Here is an 18,450-nt window from a genome sequence, read left to right as displayed (position 1 = left end):
AAATTAAATATTCAACTGTGAAATAATCGAATTCCTCACTATTCATTTCAACTCTATTCATCGTCATGAATCCGCAAGTAAATTAAGAGCATAAATTTGAATTTCCCTTAACTTAATTATCTTTAAAGCTCATCTCAATATTTAATGCTCATGAGGGGATTATGCCTTATTTTCTTTTTGCTTTTTCTAATATGCACGGCATGTCAGAAAAAGGATAATAATTGGTTTACCATAGAAAAATTAGATCATAAAACCTATCGCATTCGGGAGAAGCAAAGTAGTCAGAACAACAGCTCTTATCTGATTGTTGGCGATAAAGAAGCCCTGCTCTTCGATTCAGGATCGGGGGAAAATAAAACGGGTGATATAAAAGCTCTGGTCGATTCATTAGTTGGAGTTCCGGTGACCTTATTACATTCCCACTTTCATTTCGACCACATAGGTAACAGCAATGCATTTCCTGAAATTGCCCTACCCGATCTGCCAGCACTTCAAACACGATTAGATCAGGATTCTTGCATTCATCTCAGTGAAAAAGAAAGTTTAAGCCCTGAAACATACATCTTAAAAATAAAAAAGAGATGCCCTTTAAACACAGAATTTGATCTGGGTAACAGAAAAATTAGTATTTATCATACACCCGGTCATTCTCCCTGGTCGTTTACAATTGTTGATAAAAGAGGCAGCTATCTCTTTGTAGGCGATTTAGCTTACAAAGGTCTTTTATTGGTTAATAATCTCGAAGAATATCAAAATAGTCTCAATCAACTGATTCATCTTTGTGATTCATCCTATCAAATTTATGCAGCACATGGGAATGAAGATCTTCTCTATTCCGATTTGGATAAAATCAGACTTGCACTTAAAGCTTTTCAAAACACGAAACCAAGCCCTCGAAAAGAGATCGAACTGTTTGGAAACAGAAAGGAGATGTATGTGATTGATGGGATTCCATTTATATATGATGTAACGGGGAATTATTTAAAATAATAAGCAGCAACAGAATGTATTTTTCACAATAAAACCCCTATTCTATCCTGTTTAGACCTTGATTAGTTCCTCAACTAACTTAATGGAATCTGAAATACACTTAGAACACACATTTTTCTTCAAATCCATATTCTTAAATCGATTTTCACCCTCTTCAGTCTTAAAATCACAATCTAAAAGCGCTTTACAATCTAATGAGCCGTGAAGTGCTTTGAAATCAACCGTAAATTTTTGAATCATCTCATTGGTTGCATTACGAGCTTCAATATTTTCAAAATGCTTCTGGCTATTATAAATACCCAAAGCCATAAAAGATCCGGTAACCGCGCCACAAGTTTTCTGAAGTTTACCCATACCACCGCCAAAACCACTTGCGATAGATAATGCAAAACCGGGGTCAAAGTTTAAATGATCAGCATAAGCTGTCAATACAGATTGTGCACAGTTCATCCCATTATAAAAGGAGTGTATGGCTTTTTCTTCAATTTCTTTCATCTGTTGATCTTTTTACTTACGAATGATTTGATTCTACCTCATATAATCGTGGAGGATGAAGACAAATATAACACTATTACGTTTTTAAAAGCAAAAAGGAGGCAAACAACAAGCTCCTTCCCCATTAATTTATTTTTTAATCAATGATTCATCTGATACCCCCATATTTAATCCCGGTCAACTCTGCCATCTCTTTTTTCCATGTGGTAATATCATTCTTATTAAACTGATTCAGGTGATGGTGACCACAAGCCCTTGCCATAACCTTCATCAATTGAGTTGAAGCAGTGAAAAAATTAAAAAGTTGTTTGGCAGATTTATCCACATTTATCAATTTCCGTAATTCCGGATTTTGAGTTGCAACGCCCGCGGGACAGTTATTGGTATGACACATTCGCGCGGCCACACAACCAATTGATTGTATGGCAGAGTTGGCCAAAGCCACCCCATCGGCTCCCAAAGCCATGGCCTTGATGAAATCATCAGGAACCCGAAGGCCTCCCGTTACAATCAGAGTCACATCCTTTCTATTTCGCTGATTCAAATATTTTCGGGCTCGAGCCAAAGCAGGAATAGTTGGTACCGAAATATTATTGCGAAAAATTAAAGGCGCTGCTCCTGTTCCTCCACCTCTTCCATCAAGAATAATATAATCAGCCGAAGCATCTAGTGCGAATTGGATATCCGCTTCGATGTGATTGGCAGATAGTTTAAACCCAATAGGAATTCCTCCCGTTATCTCTCGAACCTTATCAGCAAAATTCTTAAAATCTTCGACCGTATGCAGGTCCTCAAATGTTGGAGGGGAAACAGCAGGTGTCCCTTCTTTCAACTTTCGAACTTCAGCAATTTTCCCCACAACTTTATTTCCGGGCAAATGTCCCCCGCTTCCAGTCTTTGCTCCTTGACCTCCCTTAAAATGAAATGCTTGTACCCGCTTTAATTTATCCCATTCGAAACCAAACTTAGCCGAAGCATATTCATAAAAATAATGGCTGTTTGCTTGCTGCTCTTCATCCAGCATCCCGCCTTCTCCGGAACAAATTCCAGTACCTGCTAATTCGGCTCCTTTTGATAATGCGATTTTAGCCTCTTCGGACAAAGCGCCAAAACTCATATCGGAAACAAAAAGAGGTATGGCTAAACGCAATGGTTTTTTCGCATTGGGCCCAATAACGAGTTCAGTTCCAACAGGAATATTCTCCATCAATGGTTTAGTAGCCATTTGAGCCACCAAGATCTGAATATCCTTCCATTGTGGCAATTCCGGACCAGGAACACCCATTGCATCAATCTCGCCATGAGATCCCAGTTTCGACAAACCATCTCTGGCTAAAGCTTTAATATAAGCCAAATTTGGTTCCTCTTCGGTAGGTTCAGTAAATCGAATTTCTGGTATTTTAGATTTTGCTTCCGCATCTTTTAAGCTCTTATGAGTACCATCGCAGTAGGGCAAATTCTTACTTTGTTTACACATACACAAATAAGCTTCACCTGATTCTTTAGCTGTAAATGCTATGGGATTAAAATCGGTAGTTCGATGAGAACCATCACAAAAGGGTTGTCCCTTTGATTCTCCACACGCACAAAAATAATACTCTTCACCTTTATGTAATTCTACAACAATAGGTTTCTTGCCTGCTTTTTTAGGTATGCTCATCTGATTCGTTTTTAAATTAGGATTACCCTTCAATTTAAAAACTTATAATAAGTATTCATAATAAACAAAACGCATTTTGAGCAATAGTTTATAAAAAAAGCTGCAGCTCAAGGGCTACAGCTAAAATTAAATTCAAATTATTTAACATGAGCTCTTATCTACTCATTTAGATTTTAAATCCAAGCCTTGCAAAATAATATCCCCCATTTGATCCAAACTGACTGACAATACGCGAATACTTAAAACGACCTTCGCTTTGGTACTCTTTTCTATTTTCATCCGGATAAACATTAAAAATATTGTTGGCTCCAATAGTCAGACTCAAATAATCCGTTATATGATATCCCAAGCTCAAATCAGTTACAATTTTTGCAGAGAACGTCTGATCAACAGGTGATTTCTCAGTTCCTTGTCTATCTGTTACCGATCCGAAACGTACATTATTCAACTGGGTAAAGAACCGTTTGTAGGAATAGTTAATTCCAAGATTAATCTTACTCTTAGGAGTCGCTGTCTCCAAACGTGCCGTTTCTTCCCGACTAAAAAATTCCTCTTTGCTGGCTTTTAAACTGTTTGGAATGTGTACATCAGTCACACGGGTTTCATTAAAATTGGCCGCTAAAGTAAGAGCTAGTCGATTCTCACCAAAACTTTTACGATAAGACAAAATCAGATCTAAACCTTTGGTTCGGGTATCAACGGTATTGGCAAACAACTGAGCTTCACCCGCATTGACCGAACTCAGAATCTGATACAATTCGGGTTCCTTCGCCTCGTCTGCACTCACATTACCCGAAAGTAAAATTCGATCATTCACATCTATCCAATAACCATCCAAAGTCAGGTCGAGGCCCCTGGCAAGTTTCCATATTAAACCCGCGCTGTAATTAACCGAACTCTCATTTTTCAAGGCAGGAACACCAATCAACTTAGCCACCCGACTATCATTTCTAAAGGTCCCAACCTCTGAACTCACAACCTCACCATTTCTTTGAGTAAATAGTGTTGCTGTATTATTAAAGAACCTCTGTTGAAGCGAAGGAGCCCTGAATCCTGTACTAAATGCTCCACGCACAGCAAAATTAGGAGCAAGCTGATAACGAGAAGCAATTTTCCCATTAAAAGTCTGTCCAAAATCCGTATAATCCTCAAATCTTCCTGCAAGAGAAATGAAGAAACTTTTCGTGAAGTTCAGTTCCAAATCTGCGTAAAGAGCAATACTTGAACGAGACTCATCCACCTCATTCTTGGGTTGAAACCCTGGGAAGACCTGAGATCCTCCCGGTCGTCCGTAGAAGATATTCATTGTCTTGTTCTCATTCAAATAGTTTACACCATTGGATTCTTCAATCACCTGCACATTACCATAATTACGATACGAAGCTTCTTCCCCAGCACTCACCCTATATATTTCATTTCGATATTCGGCTCCCAATGCCAGATTCAGCCCTTGCAAAATAGTATCAAAATAGTGATCGAAATCCAGATTGGTTGTATTCTGAGTCAACTGAAATCGCCCCGCATCAAAGCTCGTAGGCGATGCTGTTCCCATTGATGCATTCAAGGTGTTTCCAATAATAAATCGGAAAGAATTGGTTCCATAAGTGTTTGATAAATCCACATGCCAATTTCCGACTTCTCCTCGAATACCTGCAGATAAGGAAGCATCAATAATTTTGGTATTAATTTCGGGTAGAAAACCCTGCGGGTAAATTGTACTCACATTTCTCGATTGATTGGGCAAACGATAATAGCCTGTTGAGTTTCCCCGACGGGAATTAATTCCACCAAAGACATATAACTCTTGCTTATCATTCAAAGGAATCCCGGAGTTAAGAAACAAAGCTGCATTCACGGCTTCTGAATCACCTGCTTTAAGACTGAAACGTCTGCGTCCACCATTACTAGCAATCAAAGCTTCCTCTTCCTCAGCTGATAAATTATTGGTAATGACATTTTGTGTATTGATACTGGCTGCCTCCTCAGCAGATAAAGTCGTGCCAGACTGGAATGGGCTCAAATCACCTTCCTGAAAATCTTCACTGAATATTCCTTTCCCATCAGTTTTGTAAACCGAACCGGTATACAAAGCCGCTCTATCAGTATGCCCTCTTTTCTGATACTGCCCGGTAAGATTAACGAAACCCGATTCTCCTACTTTAATACCATAATTGGTATTAATTTGGACCTGCTCGCCATCGCCTTCATAGGTCTGACCCGTATTGATAGAAGCATTCACCATGTCAGTAGTTTTTTTAAGAACAATATTGATGACACCTGCAATGGCATCAGACCCATATTGAGCAGCGGCACCATCTCTTAACACTTCGATACGCTCAATAGCAGCAGTTGGAATCGTGTTTAAGTCAATCCCCGAAGAACCTCGCCCCACAGTAAGTGTATTGTTTACAAGCGAAGACGAATGTCGACGTTTCCCATTAATCAGAACCAAAACGTGATCTACCCCCAATCCTCTTAATGAAGCAGGATCAACATGATCGGTTCCATCCTGAACCGTATATCTATTCGAAGAAAAGGAAGGTGCAACATAATTCAAAATCTGACTCAATTCCAATTGGGCAGACTGTTGAACCACAGCTTCAAGTGGAATAATATCGACCGGTGTGGGCGTTTCGATTACTGATCGGTTTGGATTACGACTCCCCACAATTGTGACCTCGTTTAAACCAAGCTGTTCCTGACTCAGACTTACCTTAAGAAAAGTCTGATTTCCGAGTTCAATCTGTTTTGTCTGATAGCCCACAAACCTCAATTCGACTAGGGAGTATTTCTGATCGATTCCCAACTGAAAGTTTCCCTCTTGGTTCGTAATGGTTCCAAGTGTTGTCCCCGGAATCACAACACTTACTCCAGGTAAAGCTTCTCCGGTTTGAGCATCAGTAACTGTTCCTGAAATGGCTTTTTTTTGTGCTAACACAGATCCTGACAGGATCAATATATATAGTAATGATAATATTAACTTTTTCATTTTTTACTTTTTTATATTTTCAGTCAATAGGTCTCCAAATCTTTTTGAATAATATGACTTGTTTTACAACATTTCTTTTTGATAGTCTTTAAAAAGACCAAGATCTTATTTCACAAATAATGGATAAATGTCTCACATCCAAACCAAACACATCATATCCTTACATGCTACAAATACCCAACTAATACCATAAGCGACTCGTCTTTTCCACTGATGCCTGTTTCCATCCCAGAAATCTAAAACACCCTCTGCTTCTTTTCTTACTTTAAACATGATTTTGATTTATGATGCACTTTATTTAATTCACAATAAATGTGATTTATCTATTTCTGAACGATTGATAAAAACGATCAATTACCTAGCCTTTATTCATTTAAAACAAAGCATAGCAATCCCATTATCTGTTCGTTCACACAACAAACAGACTGAAATTCAAGCCTCGCTAAATTTTAATGAAAAACCTACATTCGCTTTTTAATAATGCGATCCCAAAAAGGAGAATAAATAGCCAATAAACTAAAGCCTAGCAACACTAAAAGGTAATGCACATTGGGTAGCAATTCCCAATAAGTCAATCTACCGGATGTAAATCCCAAAAGAATCAGAACCTGTGCGCCATAAGGCAAAATTCCTTGTGAAATACAGGAAAAAATGTCAATAAGTGCTGCTGTTTTTCGCTTGTCAATACAATACGTTTCACTTATTTGTTTAGCTATGGGACCCGTTATAATGATGGAAACCGTATTGTTAGCTATAGAAAAATCCGTAAGAGAAACTAAGGCGCCAATACCCAATTGAGCTGACTTACGTCCTCGAACACAGGCTTCAACCCTTTTTAATAGGTAGTTAATACCGCCAGCTTCCCTGACAAGTTCAGCCAAACCTCCTGTTAGCATCGAGAGTAAAAAAATCTCTGACATATTATTAAATCCCTCGTATACACGCTTGCCAAGTTCCAACACACCAAAATGACCTGTGGCCATACCAATAATCCCGGCAGAAATACATCCTAAAGTTAAAACGGTAAAAACATTAACACCTGTTATTGCAAGAAGTAGAACCAAAATATATGGTAAGATTGACAACAGAGAATAATCTGCAGGTATTAACGGTATTGAATGCCTTACAGGTGCAATATTACCTACATAAAAGAGTATTATTAAGCATATCAGAGCCGCCGGTACAGCAATATAAAGATTAACTCTAAATTTGTCTTTCATTTTACACCCTTGTGTTTGTGTGGCCGCTATGGTCGTATCAGAAATCACTGACAGGTTATCGCCAAACATGGCGCCTCCCAAAAGACTACCCATTAAAAGTGAAAGCGACACCCCACTACTCTCGGCTAAACCAACAGCAATTGGTCCTAAAGCGACAATTGCCCCCACAGAAGTTCCCGTCGAAATTGAAAGAAATGAAGCTAGCAGAAAGACTCCTGCTGCCAAATACTGAGAAGGGATAAAACTCAAACCCAGATTCACTGTAGATTCAACCCCGCCCATAGCACCAGTTACAGAGGCAAATGCTCCAGCTAAAAGGTAAATAAGACACATGGTCAAAATCTTCTGTTCACCACAGCCTTTGAGCAGCGTATTGAATTTTTTATCACTTGTGCCTTTCAAAAATATAAAAGCAGTTATAATGCCTAAAAATACAGATATGGGGGAAGGAATCGCATAAAAATCTTCCAAAAGAATTCCTGCTCCCAAAAAGGTAAATATAAATACAATAAAAGGCAGCAAGGCTATCCCATTACTTGGTTTAATGCTCTGGTTCGTAATCATGGTACTGAAATAAAGTATATGGTATGACTAATTGTTAATGATAAGCTGAAAAGGGGATTCCTAATTTCCGGAAGTCTTATAATGTTTGATTTTCTATCCTGCTTTGACGAGCCCGTTACTATAAGAAATACAGTAACAAGGCCTTATATCAGAGAAAAAAATCAAAAAAATAATGAAGGTCAGAATATAAAATGTCTGACAATATGATTCCGGTAAGAAAACGGGATTAACACATACACATTCGCATACAAAGCATGAAAATGGCTTTGTTAGGAATTGTCTTCCCCAATAAGGGAATTAAGAATGGGTGTTCGAAATTGCAGAAAGTATTGTTCATTTCTAATTTAATTTATATTCTCCATAACTGTTGGATCAGGACTTAGCACCTTAACTGGTGTCAGGTTGCTAGAGTTTCATCGAGCCTGTCTCTCCACTCTTCTGTATAAATCAACTATTTCTAATTGAAATTGACGCTGCAAACATAGAGAGCTTTTTTTATCTTTCCAAGCCTTCTTTGAATACAAAATCAAAAACACATCTCTTATGTTTAAATTAAATTTCGAGTTTATGTTTTTTTAACCGAACAAACAACTCCTCATATTGAACTGATATTAAGTAACTAACAGAACATGACTAATATAACACAAATAAACACCTAAAAGTCTTTATTTTTTTTTGAAAGTTTTTTGAAACAAAATTCAGAACACCAATTTCATGTTTAAAACACAACAACTTTCCCAACATAGAGATGAAAAAAAGGTGCAGCCCTATGACTGCACCTAATTCTAAACTATTAAACTTACTAAACCATATTTTATGACTTGTTTTTAAAAACCAGCTTATCACCCTCCAATTCAATTGAGATGGTGTTCTCTGAAATCAGCCTTCCCGATAAAATCTCTTTGGATAGCGGATTGAGAATCATTCGCTGAATAACCCGTTTGATGGGTCTCGCTCCAAACTGAGGCTCAAAACCAACATCGGCCAAATGAGAAATAACATCAGATGACACTTCCAGTTGAATATCTTTTTTAGCCAGCATACTTTTTAAAAGACCAATCTGAAGTTCGACAATCTGCTTCACTTCTTCGATATTCAACGGTGTAAACATCACGGTTTCGTCAATACGATTCAAAAATTCCGGACGAACCGTTTGTTTTAATAGTTTAAGTACCTCAAGCTTTGTTTCATCCAACACAACCATTCGCTTACTCATATCGATATTCTCCAATTTATCCTGAATGATATGAGCACCCATATTCGATGTCATAATAATGATGGTGTTTCTAAAATCAGCCACCCGGCCCTTATTATCTGTTAACCGACCTTCGTCTAAAACTTGCAAAAGGATATTAAAGGTATCCGGATGCGCTTTCTCTATTTCATCTAAAAGCACAACCGAATAGGGTTTACGTCTAACTGCCTCGGTTAATTGTCCCCCTTCATCATAACCCACGTATCCCGGAGGTGCCCCAACCAAACGACTCACCGCATGACGCTCCTGATATTCACTCATATCAATACGAGTTAAGGCATTCGCATCGTTGAAAAGGTACTCGGCCAAAGTTTTAGCCAGCTCCGTTTTTCCAACCCCCGTTGTTCCCAAAAATAAGAAACTTCCAATGGGGCGACGACTGTCCTGCAAGTCGGCACGCGAACGTCTGACCGCATCTGCAACAAGTTCAATTGCCTCATCTTGTCCAACCACACTCTTGTGCAGCTCATCTTCCAAATACAAGAGCTTCTCTCTATCGCTGCGCAACATTTTTGAAACGGGTATCCCGGTCCATTTTGCCACGACCTCAGCAATATCTTCACTGGTCACTTCCTCTTTGATTAAAGCCGTTTCCTGATTGGCAACCAATTCATTTTGAAGCTGATTCAACAATTCCTCATCCTCTTTTATTTTCCCATAGCGGAGTTCAGCAACCAGACCAAAATCGCCATCACGTTCGGCTCTGTCCGCCTTCTGTTTGTGATCTTCGATCTGTGCCTTTACCGATTGCACCTTTTCCACCAAATCTTTTTCCAAACGCCACTTGGCATAAATGCCTTCACGGCTTTCTTTAACATCTGCCAGTTCCTTTTTTATTTGCGAAATTTTAGCCTTATCCTTATCGCGTTTGATGGCTTCCAATTCAATCTCATATTGCATAATCTTGCGATCGAGCACATCCAACTCCTCCGGTTTTGAGTCTATTTCCATACGCAATTTTGCTGCCGATTCATCCATCAAATCAATAGCCTTATCGGGTAGAAAACGATCGGTAATATAACGTTGCGAAAGTTCGACAGCAGCAATCACAGCACTATCCTGTATCCTCACTTTATGATGGCTCTCATACTTATCCTTAATACCCCGAAGTATCGAAATGGCACTTTCTCGATTCGGTTCACTAATCATCACCTTCTGGAAACGACGTTCAAGCGCCTTATCTTTTTCAAAGTATTTCTGATACTCATCCAATGTGGTTGCCCCAATCGCACGAAGTTCGCCACGAGCCAAAGCGGGTTTTAAAATATTTGCCGCATCCATAGCGCCCTGACCACCACCCGCGCCAACAAGGGTGTGAATTTCATCGATGAACAAAACGATTTTCCCATCCTCAGAAACCACCTCTTTCACAACAGCCTTGAGCCTTTCTTCGAATTCTCCTTTGTATTTGGCTCCGGCAATTAAGGCTCCCATATCCAAAGAGTAAATAATCTTATCCTTCAGATTATCCGGGATATCCCCCTTAACCAAACGATGGGCCAAACCTTCAGCTATGGCGGTTTTACCCGTGCCAGGTTCCCCTATAAGCATGGGGTTATTTTTGGTTCGACGCGAAAGAATTTGCAAGATTCGTCTTATCTCTTCGTCTCTGCCAATTACAGGATCCAGCTTACCATCATTGGCCAGTTTATTCAGATTACGTGCATATTTGTCCAGAGAATTATAACTATCCTCCTGCGATTGCGAGGTCACATTTTTCCCTTTGCGCAGTTCATTAATTGCTGCTGAGAGGTTGCTTTCATTAATCCCATTATCTTTCATCAAACGAGACACCGGATCCTTAGCTTTTAACATGGCCAAAAGAAGATGCTCTATTGAAATATACTCATCTTTCATTTTCTTCGCAATATTGGCCGCATCATTCAAGCTATTAACTGAATCGCGTGACAACATGATATCGCCTCCCTGAACTTTAGGAAAACTTTGAATGATATGATCGATTGTTTTTTGAAAAATCTCCGTATTTATACCAATCTTTTTAAAAATAAAAGGCAAAACATTTTCATCAAGTTCAAAAATGGCTTTTAGGATATGCGCATTCTCGATTTGCTGATTTTCAAAGCCCTGAGCAATTTGCTGAGCATATTGTATCGCTTCTTGCGATTTTATGGTGTAGTTATTAAAATTCATAGTTACTTATTTTAATTATTTATAAGTCGACAGTTACTATTCAAAACGCATACCCTTTTATTCCTCAAGTCAAATTGACAGCACCAAAGGTTGAAAATGTGACATAATAACATTTAAACTAATTCAATTCTGCTTTTTAGGCAAAAAAAAGTGCAGCCGAAGGACTACACTCAAATTATCAATTCATTTTATCAAGATAAAAGATTTAGTGTGCTTCATCAAAACTCACCATCCACTGAATGCCAAACTGATCGGTAAACATTCCAAAATAAGATCCCCAAAACGTTTTATCCATGGGCATAATCACCTTTCCATCTTTAGACAGCTTATTAAAAAAATCATCTGCAGCAACCTGACTATCAGCAGCAATCGATATAGAAAAATTATTTCCCGCTTTAAACTGACTTGCCCACTCTCCACCTGTATCACTTCCCATCAAAACAGTTTCTTTACTAATCGGCAATGAAACATGCATTATCTTTTCTTTATCCTCTTCAGAAATTTGACATTTTGGATCATCAGGCATATCTGCAAATTTTGCCACATGAGAAAAATCACCACCGAAAACTGATTTATAAAAATTGAAGGCTTCTTCACAGTTTCCATTAAAAGTCAAATAGGTGTTAATTGTTGTCATATTAAAATAATTTTAAAAACTGAATTTATATGAAATAGTTGTTTATAATTCTGATAAATACCATCTATCAGAAATTTATGAGACTGAATACCAATTTATAAAAATTTAAGACAGAAAGCAATATTATTAAAGACTCAGACATCTTTTTATATCGACTAATTAAAAAATCAAAAAAAAGGCCAAAGTTTCTCAACTTCAGCCCCGGAATTCTATATATAATAATATAAAAGGACTTATTCAGTACGTACCTCATATTGATTAAAGCATTTATATATCAGATTCAACAACTCATCTTTTAATATGGGCTTAGCGATATAATCGGTACATCCTGCCTCTATAGACTTTTCTCTATCACCAGAAAGCCCCAAAGCTGTTTGAGCTATAATTATAACATTTTTGTTCATCTTTCTAATCTCACGAGTGGCATCGTAACCATCCAACATAGGCATTTTTATATCCATTAAGATCAAATCAAAATCCGGATTTTCTTTAAAGAAAATTAAAGCCTCCACGCCATTCTTCGCAAAAGTCAAATCCTTACAAATGGGCTTAATCTGTTTAGCGATTAAATTTCGTGAGACCATATCATCATCAACAATCAAAACTTTTAATTTTTCTCTTTCAAAGACTGAATAATCTGAAGGCCTAACAAATTTAAACGTATCGACATCATCGACTAATTTTGCATCACATGGCAAATTAAAATAAAATGCAGAACCCTTCCTTAATTCACTCACCAACCAGATTTTTCCACCAAGCATCTCTACATATGCCTTGGAAATAGCTAAACCTAAACCTGCACCTTCAAAGGCTCTTTGATCACCTATATCTGCCTGAATAAACCGATCAAAGATCACTTCCTGTCTTTCCGGATCTATCCCAATTCCCGTATCCTTGACACAAAATTCATAATAGTCTTTTTTCTTCTCAACATGAATTTCAATGCTTCCCTCATCCGTATATTTGATTGCATTTGTAACCAGATTCAATAAAATGGCATACAGTTTCTCCTTATCGGTATTAAATTTACACAAATCATTAGGCAATAAATCACCTAAACTGAATTTCAAATGTTTCTCATTGGCCTCAGGTAAAAAATGAGCATAGATATCGTTAAGTTGTTCGTTGATATTCGTTGGTCTAATTGAGATTTCCATTTGCCCGGATTCAATTTTAGAGATATTAATTAAATCATTAATTACAGTAAGCATGCGTGCACCACTTTTTTCGATCAACTCAATATACTCCAATTGCTCATCTGTTTTCAGCAATGGTCGTTTCAAAAGGCTGGTAAAGCCTAAAATACCATTCATGGGCGTGCGAATTTCATGGCTCATATTGGCCAAAAAAGCAGACTTTAACCGATCACTTTCTTCAGCTTTTTCTTTTGCAATCAGTAACGCTTTTTCTGCCTCTTTTCTCTCAGTAACGTCTTCATGTGTCACAACGATATACTCAACATCTCCATTTTTATTATGAAGAGGATAAATACTTGTCGATAACCACATATCCTGCTTCTCGTCCTTACCATTAAACTGGCTTTTGAATCTAAACTGATACTCGGGAACCATAATCGTTTCACCCCTGTAAGCTCTAAGAATGTATTCTTTCATTCCCATTTCCCGCACATCTTCACTTTCCAAAACATTAAACTGATTAAGCGTTTCAGCAGACTTGACACCCCAAAATCTTTCATAAGCCTTATTCACAACTACCTGATAACCATTCGCATCATAAATCTCCATAATTCTGGGGGATTCTTGCATCAAAAGGGAAAGTCTGAACTCACTCTCTCTTAACTTTTCTTCAGCCAACTCACGTCTTTTTATTTCGTTAGCTTGAATCAACATCCTACCCAGGTAATTGACCGTATTTTGCAATTCTTTTACAAAGAAATGATCAAAAGCCTTATTTCGTCCTAAAATCAACATACCATAACCATGCAGACAAAAGCTATAATAATAATGATCGTTTAAAACATATTTTGGACACTCATGTGCCACTTCAAAATCTAAAGAGGAAAAATAGGCCTTTACATCTGCCCACTCAGATGATTGACTGGCAACAATAGGAATAGTCATCAACTCATCCAGACGTTCATTTTCTTTTTTAAGTATACCCGCAAGAAAACAATTAAGTTTACGCAAATACAACGGCATCGTCTTTTTAAGAATCAGTTCTTCGTCTTTCTCGAAGCTAACGCTAAAAACCAATTCCAATAATATCTCGGCTTGTAAACATTTCTCTACCATATCCCAATTGCTATAGTCTTATTATAAATTTCCAGGAAAGAATCCCCTTCATTTGCAATTTCCCCCAAGCTTAAAATACCTGAAACATTTTTATTCTCAGATAAAATAGCCAATTCCTTTTCATAGGTTTCATTCATAAACAAAACGCGCGAAATACAACCAATACAAAAGAGTGCATCGTGATCCATCTCTTCTTTAAGTTTAGATAGAACCAATTTCTTTGCATGTGATGCCCCTTCAAGAAGCGAACCCAGATCACCATTTAAAATTTTAATATATTCCCCTTCGCGTATCTTATCAATTAACTGAAGTCCTTCATTAGTAAGCCAAACAGGATCTCTGACTATCATTTCAGAATCAAGCTTTTCAATACCCAAAGGGTAGGATTTTGCAATCTCGTAGAAATTCTCGGCTGTTATTATTTTCCCCGAATGTTCTTCAACAAAGGCTTTATAAACCTCAGCAGCTGGTTCCCAATTGATTGTTTTAATTAAATTCTGATCCGTTTGAGTAATCTTTAAAATACCTGATAGCGCCTTCCAACCATGTGCCACACCCAAACTCATCTTTCTATCTGCCCATCCGATTACCGCTGCATTTGCCGACAGACCTTTATTAGAGATTATACAAGGGAAAGGTTCAAAGCTCAAAGAACCAGCCCCACCACCAACATAACTGGTATTCATCCCAAAAAAATCGAACAAGGATTCTATAAAACTGGCCTTATGCGCACTTAAAGCATCTGCAAAAACAAACAAGGAACTTTGACTCGATAATGAATCAACTTGCACATTCTTTAATTGTTTCAAAAAATCCTCTGAGTTTTCGTTTAAATCAAAAAGCTGAGTTTTCAAATCAAAGGACAAGGGAAGTAATAGAACGCCTTTCTTTTTTCGTTTCCCTTCAAAAATTAATTCTGGAAAAATACCTCCAATAAGAGGCTTTTTAATTTCATGGAGTATAGGGCCAAGAAGATCTTCAGTGTAATGCTCCTCATCTGCCATTAAGAACAGAATCGCTTTGGTACGATTTTCCTGTTCCAATTCCCGAATAGTGTGCTCAAGACTTATTAAATCATGAGCATTGATATAAATAGATCTCATAATTAATATGATCAGTTAATTCCTTAGGCTTAAAAGATGACTCCCCTTTAAAATTAACAATAAATATTTAATATCAAAATTTTAATTCACCTATCACGCACTATTTTAAAAGATTAGCAACTCATTTATTAGGATAACGCGATTCAAAATGACATTTTTTCGAGATGAAATCTTTGTCAGCTTACAAAGTCAGTTTTTTAATCAGACTAGCAAACAACTCAACAGTTGGGCACAAAACCCGCTCATCGATATCAAAATCTGGGGTATGATGCTGCAGGCACTTATTATTTAAGGACGCGCCAATGCCAATAAAACAAGCCTGACCTCCCCTGATCTGAACCTCATGCATCAGTGAGGTAAAATCTTCACTGCCACGATTGACCTCATCCGACAAAATAATATCTGAAAAGAAAGGTTTTATTTCAGCCTCCTTTTTAATGCATTTAGCAAGTCTCAGATCTCCCACAGCACCTGAAGCCTGTCCTTGCTTAAGAATCTCGAAACTGCAATTCTGTTGGCCTGAAGCTGAAGCTATGATTTTTTCAGCTTCTTGAAGCAACTGATATTCGCTTTCCCGATTACTGGCTCTCAATTCGATCTCCAACTTCGCTTTGTCCGCTATAATATTCCGGGCAGTTCCACCCTCAATTCGCCCTACATTTACTCTAAAAAACCCTTCATCATCAAGCTTTATAGCATGCAAATCAACAATACAATTGGCCGCAGCCAAGATCGCATTATTCCCCTTTTCGGGACAAATACCTGCGTGAGCTGCTCGTCCGTAAAAAATAACATCCAGCTTATCTGTCGCTGCTGTTCCATTCTGAGAACAAACCAACTGCCCCATAGGCATATTGCTCCACAGATGAGCAGCCAGTAGATAATCGACATCTTTTAGAAAACCTGATTTGACAATGGCAGCAGCCCCCCGGACCCCCTCTTCGGCCGGTTGAAACAACAAGATGATTTTTCCCTTAATCTGATTGGTATGGTTAATCAGACAATGGGCAAGTCCCAAACCAATAGCCATATGGGCATCGTGGCCGCAGGCATGCATCACCGCCGTATTTTCTGAGACAAATCCTTTTTCGAAGGGTTCATGGCCTTTATCCATAGCCTCTTTTATGGGCAAGGCATCCATGTCGAAACGAAGAGCAACAGTTGGCCCCTCTCCACAGTCGAGTATCCCGGCAACGGCTGTACAATGATTGGCAAAGGGTTTCAGTTTATCAGCTCCATAAATCCCCTCGGCTCTTTCAAAGGCTATTCTGTTTTCTTGCTCCGAAGGTAAGCCCATCAGACCGGAAGCCTGCATCAGTTCACTTCCCTTTTTTACTTCAAAACCTAAGGTTTCCAACTCATCTGCAATAAAGGCAGCAGTGGCATATTCCAGCCAACCCAATTCGGGCAACGCATGGAAATGTCTGCGATAAGCAATGATTTTTTCTTCGATTGATTTGTTCATTATCCCCAATTATTCTTTACCGTACAAAGGAAAGCAATAATTCATTAAGCAGCTATCAACATTCGCATACCAGTAAGTATTTATGTCAAAATGTTCTCCTAAAAAAACACAACTTAATTTATCAATTGGTAAACATCTCATTTTGGGAAATTGCACATTCATCCACTTTCAGAGGATAAGAAGTCGACGTATTATCCAATCGTCTTTCAATCTGCCATATTTCATTAAAAACCGATTGGTAATAAATTTCGATTTTAATATCGGCCCCATTTTTCTTCATCCAGTCTATAAATTCAAATCGATCGCTAAAATCAACCACCAAACTGGTCTCGTTGGCAGAAAGCACCCCTTTAGAAATCTGACCAAATGTTCGGCTCCGAACAATAGACTCCGGAGTCTGCATAATTTCAAATAAATGGTCCCAACTCCTTGCAACCTGCCCTTTATAGGTGAGTCTCACACCCACAATAATGGCTGGCCCCGTTCCTTTATTAACCAAATTAAAATGATACTCTTCAATTCGACCTGATATTTCACTTCCCAATTCAGTTTTCTCAACCATCAAACAGGGCCAGGCATTGGCTTTTGTTTGTGTCAATAAAATTTCGGTTTGTTTGTTCATAATAGAGGCCTGATACATAGTCACAAACAAAGTCGAAAAACTCACAATCATCACTCCAAAGGCAATCATCAATTGAGCCCCAATCTTCTTTTTAAATTTCATTTACTTATCATTTTTATTTTTGATTCAAATAGAATACCCATGATAAACATCTTCTTATCTCAGAAGTTCTTTATCACAGGTATTTCATTTAAACTTTACTTATAATTACATCAATCTCTTATCAATATTAAACAAGGAGTACTAATGCCCTCAAAACCAATTTCTCTTTCTTAATAAAATTTCTTTTCATTTAAATAGAAATTTCATCTCTACCATATCCAACCACCCCGCCAAGCAAAGCTTGGCACCCCTCCTCTCCGAGAGGGGAATTTTCTGAACATTAATTCAAACTCGAAATATAATTAACTACAACTTTACTCTGCTTATTTCGCCTCCTTTTCAAGAAAAGACCTAATCCCGATTATTTCCATATCAAATCATCACGCCAAGCGCTCCGAATTATTGGGATAATCCCCTTCCTTTTGAAAGAAGAATTCTCTTAATTTTAACTCAAGCCCGGAATATAAATAACAACAAGTCTGCACTAATTCTTTCTCCTCCTTTTTAAGGAGGAGTGCCTTCTCCCGTTTATTTGGGAGAAGGCGAGGTGGTTCTGTTAATCCAATATTTGCATTAGTTTACTAAGCCTCCTTCACCTTTATGATCTCTCCTATTATTTCTTCCGGAAACTCAAAAACACATCTGTTTTCAAACCTCAAAATACGATACCCCTCGTTCATTAAATAAGCATCACGTTTTTCATCCATTTCCTCAGATAGATAGTTATCATGAGATGCTCCATCAAGCTCAATAATCAGTTTTATTTCAGGACAATAAAAATCAACAATATAATTACCTATTGAAATTTGTCTTCGAAATTTCAAGCCAGCAACTTGTCTATTTTTCAACAACTTCCACAGACTTGCTTCTGAAGATGTTGACCTATTTCTAAGTCTTTTCCTAAAGGGTTTGAAATAAAGCTTATTTATATTTCTTTTCATTTGA

Annotated in this window: 13 protein-coding genes and 1 riboswitch; of the genes, 1 reads left to right on the top strand and 12 read right to left on the bottom strand. The window is 37.9% G+C overall.

From position 1 onward, the window contains the following. Positions 1-150 precede the first annotated feature (150 nt). Positions 151-990 (top strand): MBL fold metallo-hydrolase, encoded by an 840-nt coding sequence (locus EO244_RS11805; RefSeq protein ID WP_164977484.1) that lies wholly within the window; start codon positions 151-153, stop codon positions 988-990. Positions 991-1,041: 51 nt separating this feature from the next. Here the strand turns inward: EO244_RS11805 and EO244_RS11800 are convergent, their stop codons facing one another. The 12 genes from EO244_RS11800 to EO244_RS11750 all read right to left on the bottom strand — a co-directional run bounded on the left by EO244_RS11800 (position 1,042) and on the right by EO244_RS11750 (position 18,446). After that, on the bottom strand, positions 1,042-1,485 hold the full coding sequence (locus EO244_RS11800) for a C-GCAxxG-C-C family protein (protein WP_129254884.1): 444 nt from the start codon (positions 1,483-1,485) through the stop codon (positions 1,042-1,044). Between the two features lie 148 nt (positions 1,486-1,633). Continuing rightward, positions 1,634-3,145 carry a glutamate synthase-related protein gene (locus EO244_RS11795; protein ID WP_129254883.1) on the bottom strand — a complete coding sequence of 504 codons (1,512 nt, stop codon included), beginning with the start codon at positions 3,143-3,145 and terminating at the stop codon, positions 1,634-1,636. 166 nt (positions 3,146-3,311) lie between these two features. Beyond that, entirely contained in the window at positions 3,312-6,134 is a 2,823-nt protein-coding gene (locus EO244_RS11790; RefSeq protein WP_129254882.1) for a TonB-dependent receptor, read from the bottom strand. Between the two features lie 132 nt (positions 6,135-6,266). Further along, the gene (locus EO244_RS16945) at positions 6,267-6,407 is read right to left on the bottom strand and encodes a hypothetical protein (RefSeq protein ID WP_164977483.1); all 141 of its coding nucleotides are present in this window, start codon (positions 6,405-6,407) and stop codon (positions 6,267-6,269) included. A gap of 188 nt (positions 6,408-6,595) precedes the next feature. Further along, positions 6,596-7,918: a Na+/H+ antiporter NhaC family protein gene (locus EO244_RS11785; protein ID WP_129254881.1), complete on the bottom strand. Its 1,323-nt coding sequence runs from the start codon at positions 7,916-7,918 to the stop codon at positions 6,596-6,598. Positions 7,919-8,264: 346 nt separating this feature from the next. Continuing rightward, positions 8,265-8,367, bottom strand: a riboswitch (SAM riboswitch). Positions 8,368-8,732: 365 nt separating this feature from the next. Beyond that, positions 8,733-11,324 carry an ATP-dependent chaperone ClpB gene (clpB, locus tag EO244_RS11780; RefSeq protein WP_129254880.1) on the bottom strand — a complete coding sequence of 864 codons (2,592 nt, stop codon included), beginning with the start codon at positions 11,322-11,324 and terminating at the stop codon, positions 8,733-8,735. Between the two features lie 205 nt (positions 11,325-11,529). Next, a complete protein-coding gene (locus tag EO244_RS11775; RefSeq protein WP_129254879.1) occupies positions 11,530-11,961 on the bottom strand; it encodes a VOC family protein in 432 nt (143 codons plus the stop codon). Positions 11,962-12,194: 233 nt separating this feature from the next. After that, complete coding sequence (locus tag EO244_RS11770; protein WP_129254878.1) at positions 12,195-14,213, bottom strand: ATP-binding response regulator; 2,019 nt, start codon at positions 14,211-14,213, stop codon at positions 12,195-12,197. Further along, entirely contained in the window at positions 14,207-15,316 is a 1,110-nt protein-coding gene (locus tag EO244_RS11765) for an FIST signal transduction protein (protein ID WP_129254877.1), read from the bottom strand. Before EO244_RS11765 ends, EO244_RS11770 begins: the two co-directional genes overlap by 7 nt. 181 nt (positions 15,317-15,497) lie before the next feature. Next, positions 15,498-16,781: an amidohydrolase gene (locus tag EO244_RS11760; RefSeq protein WP_129254876.1), complete on the bottom strand. Its 1,284-nt coding sequence runs from the start codon at positions 16,779-16,781 to the stop codon at positions 15,498-15,500. Positions 16,782-16,902: 121 nt separating this feature from the next. Continuing rightward, entirely contained in the window at positions 16,903-17,505 is a 603-nt protein-coding gene (locus EO244_RS11755; RefSeq protein WP_129254875.1) for a hypothetical protein, read from the bottom strand. Positions 17,506-18,086: 581 nt separating this feature from the next. Next, a complete protein-coding gene (locus tag EO244_RS11750; protein WP_129254874.1) occupies positions 18,087-18,446 on the bottom strand; it encodes an endonuclease domain-containing protein in 360 nt (119 codons plus the stop codon). Positions 18,447-18,450: the final 4 nt, after the last annotated feature.

Source organism: Ancylomarina salipaludis (assembly GCF_004122035.1).
Classification (GTDB): Bacteria; Bacteroidota; Bacteroidia; order Bacteroidales; family Marinifilaceae; genus Ancylomarina; species Ancylomarina salipaludis.
Note: the sequence above shows the minus strand (reverse complement) of the source record. Positions and strands in the feature narration are given on the sequence as shown.